The sequence below is a fragment of the Caulobacter sp. FV1ye6ST genome, from assembly GCF_058681225.1.
Window position 1 is genome coordinate 2,822,777 of record NZ_CM178733.1, and the last position, 12,462, is coordinate 2,835,238.

A 12,462-nucleotide genomic window follows, 5' to 3' on the forward strand; every position below is an offset into this window, starting at 1 on the left:
AAAAGGTACGGAAGCCCGATAGCCTAGTTGTGGGCCACCGTCGACGCGGTCGCCGCCGCGCCAGTCGCGGCCAGACCGTTCTTCAGCTTGGCTTCGGACTCTGCCTTCTGCTTTTCGTCGGGCTCCAGGCTGAGGACGCGCTGCCATTGGAACTGAGCCTCGGTCTTGCGACCGACCCGCCAATAGGCGTCGCCCAGGTGGCCATTGACGTCCGGATCGCCGGGCTCCAGTTCGACAGCGCCTTCCAGCTTCTCGACGGCGTTCTTGTAGTCGCCGAGCCGGTAATAGGCCCAGCCCAGGCTGTCGAGCATGGCGCCGGACTGCGGTCTGGCCGCGACGGCCTTCTGAACCATGGCCAAGGCCTCGGGCAGGTGCTCGTTGCGGTCGATCCAGCTGTAGCCGAGGAAGTTCAGCAGTTCCGGCTCATTGGGATTGGTCTTCAGGGCCGCCTGCAGGTCGCGCTCGGCCTCGGGCCAGCGCTTGGCCTGCTCCAGGGAGACGGCGCGCAGATAGAGCACGCGCCAGTCGGGGGTGGCGCTCTCGCGCTCGACCACCTTGTCCAGCACCGCCACCGACTCGTTCCACTGGCTGCCCGACCGCAGCAGGTCGGCCAGGGCCAGTTGCGCGTCGCGCTCGTTGGGCGCGGCGGTGGCGGCGGCGCGGGCCACGTCCAGCGCCTTGGCCTTGTCGCCGAGATCGTTCCAGGCCCAGGCGATCTTGCTCTGGGCCGAGGCGTAGTGCGGCGAGCCCGAGGGCACGTGGCCATAGGCCTCGATCGCGCCCTGCGGATCCTCGCCCTGATTCAGCAGGTCGCCGACCAGAACCCACGCCTCGTCGCGGGCGGGATCCAGGCGCAGGGCCAGGCGCAGATAGGCCAGGGCGAACTGAGCCTGGTGCTCGCCGGCGAAGGTGGCGGCGCAAGCCACCAACCCCTCGGCCGCGCCCTGGCGCAGGGTCGGCATCGGCGGCGGCGCGCCCTTGGCGGCGGCGCGGGCGCGGGCCCGCAGCAGGCCCGTATCGTTGGGCGCGGCGCGTAGAGCCGTGTCGTAGAGGGCGACGGCGTCATCGTGGCGCTTGCGGCGCTCCAGGAACGCGCCGTAGTCGATGGTGAAGATGCTGGCCGTGGCGGCGTTGCCGGTAAGGGCCTTGTAGTCGGTCTCGGCCTCGTCATAGCGCTTGGCCCGCTCATAGAGGCGCGCCTGGCCCTGCTGGCCGAAATACTGCACCAGCCTGTCGGTGCGCAGGGTCGGCTGGACGATCGCGCCCTCGTTGTCGCCGGCGGCAGCGGCGGCCCAAGGCGTCAGCAGCGCGGCGGCCTGCTGGTGCGGGAAGCCGAGCGGCTCGGCCTTCAGCAGCGCCTGGGCGTCCTTGCCCTTGTTGGTGGCCAGCGCCTCGACCACGCGGGTGAGCACGCCCATGCGCTGGACGGCCTCGGTGGCGTCCGGACCGGTCGGGGCCGCGGCGGCGGCGCGGGTGATCTCACCGGCCAGCAGCAGGGCCGAGAACGAGCGCTCGCCGATCACGCCAGGGTCGTCGCCCAGCACCGCCGCCGTGCCGAAATAGGTGGCCGCTTCCTTGGACTTGCCGTCGCGCAGGGCCGCCTGGCCCGCCAGGAACTGGCCGTACGAGGAGCGGGTGTCGAACAGCGGCGAGCCCGCCACGGGGCCTCGCAGCGTGACCGTGCTGGGTCCCTGGGCGCAGGCCGCCAGGGCCGAAACGGAAACGCAGGCGAGGAGGACTTTGAAACGCGTCATCCCGCCACCCTCGGCGGTTTCGAGGTCGCTCGCAAGAAAAAGCCTCCCAGCCAAGGGCCGGGAGGCGGCAAGCGTGACAGCCGAAAGTGGATGCCGGTTTCGGCGGCCGTCACGCGCCCAATAAAAGTTACATGTTCGGATAGTTCGGTCCGCCGCCGCCTTCCGGCGTGGTCCAGACGATGTTCTGCGACGGATCCTTGATGTCGCAGGTCTTGCAGTGGACGCAGTTCTGGGCGTTGATCTGGAAGCGCGGATCGGTCCCTTGCTCGTTGTAGAGCACCTCGTACACGCCCGCCGGGCAGTAGAGGCGCGCCGGCTCGCCGTACTTGGGCAGGTTGACCGAGATCGGGATCGACGGATCCTTCAGCTTCAGGTGCGCCGGCTGGTCTTCCTCGTGATTGGTGGCCGACAGGAACACCGAGCTCAGCTTGTCGAAGCTGATCACGCCATCGGGCTTGGGATAGACGATCGGCTGATAGTCCTTGGCCAGACCGGTCGATGCCGCGTCGGTCTTCTCGTGCTTCATGGTGCCGAAGAAGGAGAAGCCGCCCAGCAGGTGGGTGCACCACATGTCGAACATGCTGACCGCGCCGCCCAGGGCGGTGCCGAACTTGCCCAGCATCGGCTTGGCGTTGCGGACGACCTTCAGCTCCTTAGCCACCCAAGACTTGTCATAGGCGGTCTGGTAGCCGGTCAGGTCGTCGCTGGCGCGGCCCGCCTGGACGGCCTCATAGGCGGCCTCCGCGGCCATCATGCCGGTCTTGACCGCGTTGTGGCTGCCCTTGATGCGCGGCACGTTGACGAAGCCGGCCGAGCAGCCGATCAGCACGCCGCCCGGGAAGGTCAGCTTGGGCACCGACTGGTAGCCGCCCTCGGTGATGGCCCGCGCGCCATAGGCGATGCGCTTGCCGCCTTCCAGATAGGGCTTCACGCCCGGATGCTGCTTGAAGCGCTGGAACTCGTCGAACGGCGAGATCCACGGGTTCTTGTAGTTCAGGTGCACGACGTAGCCGATGGCCACGTAGTTGTCCCCGAAGTGGTACATGAAGCTGCCGCCGCCGGTCTGGTTGTCCAGTGGCCAGCCGGTGGTGTGCTCGGCCAGGCCGGGCTGGTGCTTCTCGGGAGGGACCTGCCACAGCTCCTTGATGCCGAGACCGTACTTCTGCGGCGACTTGCCGGCCGAGAGGTCGAACTTCTCGATCAGTTGCTTGGCCAGCGAGCCGCGCACGCCCTCGGCGATGAAGACGTACTTGCCGTGAAGTTCCATGCCCGGCTGGAAGTCCGGCTTGTGATGGCCGTCCTTGGCGATGCCGACGACGCCGACGACGACGCCCTTGACCGAGCCGTCTTCGTTCCAGACCAGGTCCGAAGCGGCGAAGCCCGGATAAATCTCGACACCCAGTTCCTCGGCCTTGCCGGCCAGCCAGCGGGTCAGGTTGCCGAGCGAGGCGATATAGCAGCCGTGGTTGTGCATGAACGGCGGCATGGCGAACATCGGCAGGGACAACTCGCCCTGCGGGCCCAGCAGCTTGAAGCGGTCCTTGGTGACCGGCGTTTCCAGCGGCGCGCCTTCTTCCTTCCAGTTCGGGAAGAGTTCTGCCAGGCCCTTGGGATCGATCACCGCGCCGGACAGGATGTGGGCGCCGACTTCCGAGCCCTTTTCCAGCAAGGCCACGGAAATCTCGGTCCCGGCCTCGGCGGCCAGTTGCTTCAGACGGATGGCCGCGGAAAGGCCCGCGGGACCACCGCCGACGATGACGACGTCGTATTCCATCGACTCGCGTTCGAGGTCTTCGCTCATGGGGTCTCCCGGTAAAGGGGGCTCGGCCGCCCGTCTTATGACTGTTTGAATCAGAGCTTATCCGAACGTGACGCAGTGGCGGTCAAGCGCCTAGCGCCTCTTTTTTGCTGCATCGCAACGTGGAGGCTGGCGATCTTCCGCGCCGAAGCCCGCCAAAGGCAGGCTCGATCCGATACTTTTTGAGCGTGGCGGGCGCCAAAACCGCTCACACTTTTGGCCGCCACGCTCTAATTACGATCTCATGAGCCTCGCCGTCGATCAACGCGCCGTCGAAAGCCTGCTGGCCTTCTGGGCCGATGCGGGTGTCGACACGTCCTACGCGGACGCGCCGATCGACCGTCTTGCCGAGGGCGCGGCGATGCTGCGGGCTCGCAGCCAGCCGCCGCCCCCCCCGTCGCCCGTCGCCCGTCCGGGCCTGGCCCTGGCGCGCGGCCCCGATGTCGGTACCGCCGTCGCCGCCGCCAAGGCCGCCGCGGCGGCCTGCAACGACCTGGAAAGCCTGGCGGCCGCCATCGCCGCGTTCGACGGCTGCCCGCTGAAGATGCAGGGCGCGAAGCAGGCCGTGTTCTCGCGCGGCGTCGGCGACGCACCGCTGATGATCATCGGCGAAGGCCCCGGCGCCGACGAGGACGCCGAAGGCCAGCCGTTCGTCGGCCGGGCGGGCAAGCTGCTGGACCGCATGCTGCGGGCCGCCGGCCTGGAAGGCCGCGTCTTCATCACCAACACCGTCTTCTGGCGTCCGCCAGGCAACCGCACGCCGACACCCCAGGAGCAGGCGACGTGCGCTCCGTTCGTCGAGCGCGCCATCGCCCTGGTGAAGCCGAAGATGCTGCTGTTGGCCGGCGGGGCCTCGGCGAAAGCCATGCTGAAGCGCGAGGAAGGCATCCTGTCCATGCGCGGCCGCTGGTTCGAATGGCTGTCCGAGGACAAGTCCGTCGAGCTGCCGGCCATGCCGACCCTGCACCCGGCCTTTCTGCTGCGCACGCCCGCCCAGAAGAAGAAGGCCTGGCAAGATCTTCTGACGCTGACCGAGCGACTTGATCGTCCGGACCGCCCGCACTAGAACTGCGTTCGACCAATCGGAACGGGGGACGCGCGCCTGCGGGGGAGCGCGGAAACGGTTTTTGCGGATTTTGGCTCGTCCTTTGGCCGTGTTCTCGGCCCTGTTCCTGTGCGCGACGGCCTTCCTCGCAATGGGGGGCGTGGCGCATGCGGGCGCCCTTGACCCCTTGTCTCCGGAAGATGTTCGCGCCTATCGCGCGGCCTTCGCCGCCACCGACCGGGGCGATTTCGACGCCGCCGCCGCGGCCATCGCCAACGCCCATGATCGCAGCCTGGCCGGCCGCCTGGCCTTCGCCAAGGTCATGCACCCCACCCGTTTTTCGGCCAGCTATGACGACCTGACCCGCTGGCTGCGCGCCTATGCCGACGAAGCGGGCGCCGACCGCGTCTACGCCCTGGCCCTGAAGCGCAAACCGGCCCGCAAGCGCGTCGCCGCCCCGCCCGTGCCCGAACTGTTCATCGGCGACGAGACGGCGCCGCCGCCCGCCGACAAGGGCCGCGCCGCCCGCGAGTCCTATTATTCCGGCGACGTCCAGAAGGCCCTGGGCCTGGCCGTGGCCGGCGGCGAGACCTGGATCGCGGGCCTGTCGGCCTATCGCCTGGGCGACTACCGCACCGCCCAGACCTATTTCGAGCAGGTCGCCCACGACGAACACGAGGACGAGTGGCTGCGAGCCGCCGGGGCCTTCTGGGCGGCCCGCGTGGCCAGCCAGGCCGGCCACGGCCGCGACGCCCAAGCCTTGCTGAGCGAGGCCGCGCGCTCGCCGCACACCTTCTACGGCATGATCGCGATGCGGCAGCTGGCCATGGCGGGCGTCACCCTCGCCGAAGACAACTATGACCCGATCGCCAGCTTGCTGACCCGCGCCAGCTATGTCGGTCCTGACACCGCCTCGCTGGAACAGCTCGTGAAGAACGATCCGCGCGCCCGTCGCGCCACCGCCCTGGCCCAGGTCGGCCGCTGGCGCGAGGCGGGGATGGAGCTGCGCGCGGGCCTGTCCTTGGCCGATACCCAGGAGCTTCGCGACGACTGGACCGCCCTGGCCCTGGCGCTGAACGCCAACGCCCCGCTAAACGCTGGCCGACCGGTGCGCCGGGTGGGCGGCGAGGACTATCCCCTGCCCCCGCTGGATCCGGTCGGAGGCTTCACCATCGACAAGGCCATGGTCTATGCCCTGGTGCGCCAGGAGAGCCGCTTTGACCCGATGGCCGTCTCGGCCGCCGGCGCCATGGGGCTGATGCAGGTGCGCCCGTCCTCGGCCGCCGACGTGGTGGGCGACGACAAGCTGCTGGCCGACAACAGCCCGCTGTTCGATCCCGCCTACAACCTGCGGGCCGGCCAGGACTATTTCACCTGGCTGATGGATCGCGGCGTCAAGAGCCCCGACCTGCTCCGCACCGTCGCCGCCTATAACGGCGGGCCGGCGACCTTGAACCGCACGGCGGCCCAGTTGGGCGCGGACTGCGACACCCTGCTGCTGATCGAGAGCCTGCCGTTCAAGGAGACCCGCAACTACGTCGAGAAGGTGATGGCCAGCTACTGGACCTATCGCCGGCTGATGGGCGCGGAGAACAAGACCCTGGACGCCGTGGCCAGCGGCGCGCGGACGGTGGACTTCCGCCTGGACCCGCAGGTCGCCGCCCCGACGTCGATCGACCAGTTGATGACGCAGTTGGCGCAGGTTCAGCCCTAGGCTTCCCTAGTAGTCCAGCCGTTTCGCCTTCAGCGTCTTGGCCAGAGCCCTTTCGTCACCGCCGCCCGGAGGCCAGTCGAGCCGCCGGACAAGCACCCCATGCAGGCGCGGCGAGAGCTTGCTGAACAGGCCGCCCGGAGCCGTCAGAACCGCGGCGGCGCCCGCCCCGCCAGCCAAGTGCTTCTCGACCGGCTCACGCCAACCTTCGCGCAGAAGCGGCGTCGCGCGCAGGGTCAGGATCCAGTCGCCGCGCACCGCCGCCGCCCCGGCGGACAGGCGGTCGCCGGAGGCCGTCACCAGCCGTGCGCCGCTGTCCTCGGCAAGGGCCTCGACACCCGGCTCGCCCTCCCCAGTCACCAGCACCACCTCCTTGACCAGCCCATCCACGGCGGCGGGCACCAGCATCGCCATCTGGGCGGCCAGGCCGGAAAGGTCTTCGGAGGCGACAAGGACGACGGAGATCATGGCCTTGCTTGGCCACCCGGGGGCTATGCGGTCAAGGCCTTCCTAATCAGAGCGCTACCCGAACAAATCCATCTGCACGCTCGGCTTCCTCGGCGGCGTGAACTGGGTCGCGTCCAGCGGCCCCCACGGCTGGTCCAGCCCGAACTTCTTGACCGCCAGGTGGAAGCGCTGGCGCAGCACCTCGGCCACCGGACCGTCGCCGACCATCCGCTCGCCCCAACTGGCGCTGTAGGTCTCGCCCTTGCGGATCTGGCGAACCAGCGACATCACCTTTCTGGCCCGATCCGGATGGTCGGTCTCCAGCCACTCCTGGAACAGCTGAGCGATCTCGCGCGGCAGGCGCAGGGCGACATAGCCCGCGCCGCGCGCGCCAGCCTTGGCCGCCGCCTCCAGCACCGCCTCGCACTCATGGTCGTTCAAGCCCGGAATGGCCGGCGCGAACATCACCGTCACCGGCACGCCGGCCTCGGTCAGCCGTCGCACCGCCTCGATCCGCTTGCCCGGCGTTGCCGCGCGCGGCTCCATGCTGCGGGCCAGATGCCGGTCAAGGCTCGTGATCGAGATCGCCACCCGCGCCAGCCTGCGCTCGGCCATGCGGCTCAGCACGTCGAGGTCGCGCAGGATCAGGGCCGACTTGGTGATGATCGTGAACGGGTGGCTGACGCGGTCCAGCACCTCGATGATCTGTCGCGTCACCCGAAGTTGCTTCTCGTCGGGCTGGTAGGGATCGGTGTCGCCGCCGATGTGAATGGTCGCCGGCTTGTACGAAGCCTTGGCCAGTTCCTTCTCCAGCAGTTCGCCCGCATGTGGCTTGAAGAAAATCTTGCTCTCGAAATCGAGGCCGGGCGACAGGCCCAGATAGGCGTGGGCTGGCCGGGCGTAGCAGTAGATGCACCCGTGGCTGCAGCCACGATAAGGGTTGATCGAGCGATCGAAGCCGACGTCCGGGCTCTGGTTGCGGGCGATGATCGTCCGCGACTTCATCGGCTGCAGCTCGGTCTTCAACTGGGCAGGCTCTTCCTCCTCGCCCCAGCCATCGTCGAACGTCTCGCGCGTCTGGGCTTCGAACCGTCCGGTTTGATTTGACTTCGCGCCCCGTCCGCGCGGGGCGGGGACTCGTTTCGCTGCCTCGGCCATGGCGCGATCATGCGCCGTCGATCAGAACATAACAAGAACAGTTTTGCTCGAGACAAAAACGCCCAGCTCGATCAAGCTTGACCATGCGCCGGATCAGGCGGGCCTTTCAGCCTCGGCCTTCATGTTGGCCAGACCCGCTTCGAAGTCCTTGCCGACCACCTTGTCCATATCGAAGACCAGGCCCATGACCTTGGCCATGAACGGGCTCGCGCCCTCCATCGACCATGTGACCAGCGTGGAGTCGCCCGCCGGCTCGAAGGTGAAGCGCCCCACATTGTCGGCCTTGAACGGCTTGATGAAATGCAGGTCGAACGCGACCTCGCGGCCCGGCGTGACTTGCGTGATCGCCATGTCGCCAGTGCCGACCTTGGCGCTGCCGACCCAGGCATAGGTCGCGCCGACGCCCTTGTCGGGACCGCCATAGGCGCGGGTCATGTCGGGATCGATCTTCTCCCAGGGCGACCACAGCCGCCATTGGCGGAAATCCTCGACCAGGGCCGACAGCGCCTCGGGCCGAGCCTTGATGGTCGCGGCGCGCTTGACCGTGAATCTGTCCGGCCGCGTGGCGGCCAGGCCCAGCAGCGCGATGACGGCGATCGCGATCAGTCCCAGAACGATCTTCAGAACCAGCATATGCCCCTCTCCCTCTACCCCGCCTCGGCCGCGACGCGGTCGAGATATTGGCGGATATTGGCGGCCTCGGCCGCGGTGTTGGCCAGCGAAATCGCGCGATCGAACGCTTCCCGCGCCTCGGCCTTGCGCCCGGCCTGCAGCAGGAAGGCGCCGCGCGCGCCGTGATAGTGAAAATAGGCGTCCAGCCGCGCGCCCAGCGGTTCGATCATCGCCAGCGCCGCCCGCGGGCCGCGAACCTTCGCCGTCGCCACCGCGCGGTTCAGCGTGACCACCGGCGAAGGCTGCATGATCTCCAGCGTTGCGTAGAGCGCGTCGATGCCGAGCCAGTCGGTGTCGCTGGCCGTGGCGGCGCGGGCATGCAGGGCGGCGATGGCGGCCTGGACCTGGTACGGCCCCGGATCGCGCTTGAGCATCGCCTTGTCGATCAAGGCGAGTCCCTCGCCGATCATCTTGCGGTTCCAGAGGCTTCGATCCTGATCCTCCAGCAGGATCGCCGCGCCGTCGGCGGCGAAGCGCGCGTCGGCGCGGGCATGCTGCAGCAGGAGCAGCGCGGTCAGGCCCATCATCTCCGGCTCGGCCGGGAACAGGCGCAGCAGCAGGCGCGCTAGCCGTATGGCCTCGTCGCACAGCCCGCCCTTGGCCTCGACCGCCTGGCCGCTGGCCGAATAGCCTTCGTTGAAGACGAGATAGAGCATCGCCGCCACGGTCGCGAAGCGCTCGGCGCGCTCGACCGGGCCCGGCGCTTCAAAGGTCGCCTCGCCAGCCCCGATGCGAGCCTTGGCCCGAGTGATCCGCTGCTCCATCGCAGCCTCGCTGACCACGAAGGCGCGGGCGATCTCGCGCACCGACAGACCCGAGACGATGCGCAGGGCCAGGGCGATCTGTTGAGTGGCCGGCAGGTCGGGATGGCAGCAGATGAACAGCAGCCGCAGCACGTCGTCACGATAGTGCGAGCCGTCCAGCCGCTCGGCGGCCTGCGCCTCCGCGTCCTCCAGGTCGGACAGCAGCTCTTCCGGCGGGAGGACCACATGGCGGCGGGTCTTGCGGACGGCGTCGATGGCGGCGTTGCGGCCGACCATGATCAGCCAGGCGGTCGAGTCGCGGGGCGGACCGTTCTTGGGCCAGGCCTTCAGGGCGCGCAGGCAGGCGTCCTGGAACGCCTCTTCGGCCGCGTCCATGTCCCGGAAGTAGCGCAGCAGCGCCGCGATCGCCTGGGGCCTAGCGGCGCCGATCGCCCCTTCGATCCAACCGAGGTCGGTCACGTCTTGCCAGGCTCCTGGCCGGCGAACGCCGGGTTCGGGGTCGGATTGAACAGCGCGATCGGACGGATCTCGTAGGAGCCGCCGGGATTGGCCTTGCCCAGCTCCTTGGCGATGTCGAGCGCGCCGTCCAGGCTGTCGCAGTCCACGACGTAGAAGCCCAGAAGCTGTTCCTTGGTCTCGGCGAACGGTCCGTCCAGCACCAGCGGCGGCTCGCGATCCTTGCGCAGGGTGGTGGCGGCCGTGGTCGGCATCAGACGGGCGACGGGCCCCAGGCGGCCTTCGCGCGCCAGCCTCTCCTGGACGACGCCCAGTTTCTCCATGACGCCGTGCTCATGCGCCTTGGACCAGCCGCAGATCACGTCTTCCTGATTGTAGCAGAGTATGGCGTAGAGCATGGCGATCCTCGTCTCCGGTCCCTAGGACGGTGAACTATGCCCGCATCCGACACGAGGTCGAAAATTCTCTAGAGCATTTTCCGATCGGACTGGATCGGTGAAATGCTCTAGCCCTTTGTTTTAACGCATTTTCTGACGACGAACCGGTGTCCACTTCGTCGGAAAATGCTCTAGAGGCGCCGCAGCCGGCGGCGAACGGGCTCGTCGTAGAGCTTCAGCACCGTCCAGGCGAAGGCCAGGATCACCGGGATCGCCACGGCCGCGAAGCCCAGCGGATAGCCATGGCCGCCCAGCGCCCGGAACAGCCGCAGCATCAGTTCCCATCCAAGCCAGTGCAGCGCGTAGAGTGGGTACGAGATCGCGCCCGAGACACGGGCCGCCACGCCCAGGCGCCCGTCCGGATCCCGCCGCCCGGCCAGCACCATCAGCGGGAACACCACGCTCATGCAGACATAGTCGTAGAGCCAGTTCAGCGGGGTCCACGGGAAGCACAGGATCGCCGTCAGGATCAGCGCCAACAGCCAGGCGGGCGCCGTAAAGCCGGTGAACGGCTGGATGCGGTAGCAGCCCCAGCCCAGCAGGAACGAGAACACCGTCCGCAGGAAACTGATCACGAAGGTCGCCCGGTCCCAGCCGGTCAGCACCCCGCCCATGCCGTGAGCGACATAGGCCATGACCGGGATCAGGAGCACGATCATCAGCACGTGACCCAGCAGGCCCAGCCGCCGGATCGGGAACCAAAGGGCGCCGACGACCAGCTCGAAGAACAGCGACCAGGCCGGTGGATTCAAAGGAAAAATCGGCGCGAAGCCCGGCTCCTCGGCCCAGAGGCGCGGGATCATCAGCAGGCCCAGGCCCAGCCACTCGGGCACGCGCTCGCGATGCTGGATGATCACGGTCGCGCCGGCCAGCATGGTCAGGGCGATCAGCGGCCACAGCCGCGTCAGCCGCTGGCGCAGGAAGCCCCGCCAGCCGATCTCACGCCGGCCATAGGCATGGGCCAGGACGAAGCCCGAGAGGCAGAAAAAGAAGTCGACGGCGAGGTAGCCGTGGCTGACCAGCCAGGGCCGGCCGGTCCAGCCGCCAACGTGGTAGAGCATGACGCCGACGGCCGCGACGCCGCGCAGCCCGTCCAGCGCCTCGTACCGTCGTCCCGACTCGTAAGCCTGCAAAACGCCGTCCCCCCATCCTTGCTTAGCTGAGGGGCTTCTCCAGCAGCAAGGCCTTGGTCAGGAAGGCGCGGTCCTCGCAGATCAGCTTCAGGCCCGCCTCGGCGAATAAGGCCACCAGATCGGTCTCGGCATAGCTGCCGTAGTACGGCTCATGGAAATAGACGGGGAAGGCCTCCAGCAGCCGCGCCAGGTCCGGCGTGTCGGAGGGCTGCACGGAGTCGACGAAGACCAGCACGCCGCCGGGCTTGAGCACCCGCGCCAAGCTGGCCGCCACGACGGGCCGCACGCGCGGCGGCAACTCGTGGAAGAGATAGACGCAACTCACGGCATCCAGAGAAGAATCCGCGAATGGCAAAGTTTCAACATTAGCTTTGATCCCACCGGCGCCGGTGCGCTTGCGGGCCCGCGCCAGATAGGCCTCGGAGAGGTCCAGTCCAGCGATGGCCGCGCGCGGGAACGCCGCCTTCAGGTCCTTGAGGAAAGCGCCCGAACCGCAGGCCATATCGAGGATCTTGGCGTCACGGTGATCGCGGCCGCGCCAGTGCTTCGCTAGAAGCGACAGGCCGCGCCGCCGCATGGCTCCCGCCGTGCCGGAGAACAGCGCCTCGACCTGGGCGTCGTAGCGACGCGCGCTTTCCGGCGTGAACCAGCCGCCCGACTGAAAGTGGAAGTTCTGGCGATAATAGTTTGGATAGACTTGACTATTGGTCTCGTCGCGCACCTCGACGCCGTCGCCGCGGCGGCGACGCTGGTCGACCTCGAAAGCGTCGGCGATGAAGTCGGCGGCCTCGCGCACGGCGGCCGAGGCGCGGACCGGAGCGTCCTCGATGGCGGGATAGAGGCCGGCGGCGACGTCGCGGGCGTCCTTTTCGAACGCCTCCAGATAGGCGCGGCGCAGGCCGCCCTTGGCCGGCGGCGCGGCCTTAGGCTCGAAGCTTCGCGCCTGCTCGCCCTGGGTCGGTCGGGTCATGGAGCGCGCCAGCGAGCCCGTCGCCGTCCACCAGGCCGCCTTCATCGCCGCCCTGGCGCGCTGGCCTACCGCGTCGACCGCGAAGGCGGCTCTGCTGCGTCGCTCGTCCATCCTGGG

At 68.4% G+C, this 12,462-nt stretch carries 11 protein-coding genes; 2 read left to right on the top strand and 9 right to left on the bottom strand.

Annotated elements, in window-relative coordinates; genetic code table 11:
• Positions 1–23: 23 nt before the first annotated feature.
• Positions 24–1,754, bottom strand: coding sequence for a tetratricopeptide repeat protein (locus ACW175_RS13755; RefSeq protein ID WP_492100616.1), 1,731 nt, complete (start codon positions 1,752–1,754; stop codon positions 24–26).
• Between the two features lie 127 nt (positions 1,755–1,881).
• Entirely contained in the window at positions 1,882–3,555 is a 1,674-nt protein-coding gene (locus tag ACW175_RS13760) for an electron transfer flavoprotein-ubiquinone oxidoreductase (protein ID WP_492100617.1), read from the bottom strand.
• 241 nt (positions 3,556–3,796) lie between these two features.
• On the opposite strand from ACW175_RS13760, the gene ACW175_RS13765 reads away from it, so the two are divergent.
• Positions 3,797–4,618, top strand: a complete 822-nt coding sequence (locus ACW175_RS13765) for a uracil-DNA glycosylase (protein ID WP_492100618.1) — start codon at positions 3,797–3,799, stop codon at positions 4,616–4,618.
• A gap of 130 nt (positions 4,619–4,748) precedes the next feature.
• Positions 4,749–6,311, top strand: coding sequence for a lytic transglycosylase domain-containing protein (locus ACW175_RS13770; RefSeq protein ID WP_492104964.1), 1,563 nt, complete (start codon positions 4,749–4,751; stop codon positions 6,309–6,311).
• A 6-nt stretch (positions 6,312–6,317) separates the two neighbouring features.
• Here the strand turns inward: ACW175_RS13770 and ACW175_RS13775 are convergent, their stop codons facing one another.
• From ACW175_RS13775 to ACW175_RS13805, 7 genes are all read right to left on the bottom strand, one after another.
• On the bottom strand, positions 6,318–6,776 hold the full coding sequence (locus ACW175_RS13775; RefSeq protein ID WP_492100619.1) for a cell wall biosynthesis glycosyltransferase: 459 nt from the start codon (positions 6,774–6,776) through the stop codon (positions 6,318–6,320).
• A gap of 54 nt (positions 6,777–6,830) precedes the next feature.
• Positions 6,831–7,913, bottom strand: coding sequence for a PA0069 family radical SAM protein (locus ACW175_RS13780; protein ID WP_492100620.1), 1,083 nt, complete (start codon positions 7,911–7,913; stop codon positions 6,831–6,833).
• A gap of 93 nt (positions 7,914–8,006) precedes the next feature.
• Entirely contained in the window at positions 8,007–8,546 is a 540-nt protein-coding gene (locus ACW175_RS13785; protein ID WP_492100621.1) for an SRPBCC family protein, read from the bottom strand.
• 14 nt (positions 8,547–8,560) lie between these two features.
• The gene (locus tag ACW175_RS13790) at positions 8,561–9,808 is read right to left on the bottom strand and encodes an RNA polymerase sigma factor (protein WP_492100622.1); all 1,248 of its coding nucleotides are present in this window, start codon (positions 9,806–9,808) and stop codon (positions 8,561–8,563) included.
• Entirely contained in the window at positions 9,805–10,203 is a 399-nt protein-coding gene (locus ACW175_RS13795) for a YciI family protein (protein WP_492100623.1), read from the bottom strand. The genes ACW175_RS13790 and ACW175_RS13795 overlap by 4 nt, the downstream gene beginning before the upstream one ends.
• Before the next feature lie 170 nt (positions 10,204–10,373).
• A complete protein-coding gene (locus ACW175_RS13800) occupies positions 10,374–11,375 on the bottom strand; it encodes an acyltransferase family protein (RefSeq protein ID WP_492100624.1) in 1,002 nt (333 codons plus the stop codon).
• 22 nt (positions 11,376–11,397) lie between these two features.
• A complete protein-coding gene (locus ACW175_RS13805; RefSeq protein WP_492100625.1) occupies positions 11,398–12,456 on the bottom strand; it encodes a class I SAM-dependent methyltransferase in 1,059 nt (352 codons plus the stop codon).
• Positions 12,457–12,462: the final 6 nt, after the last annotated feature.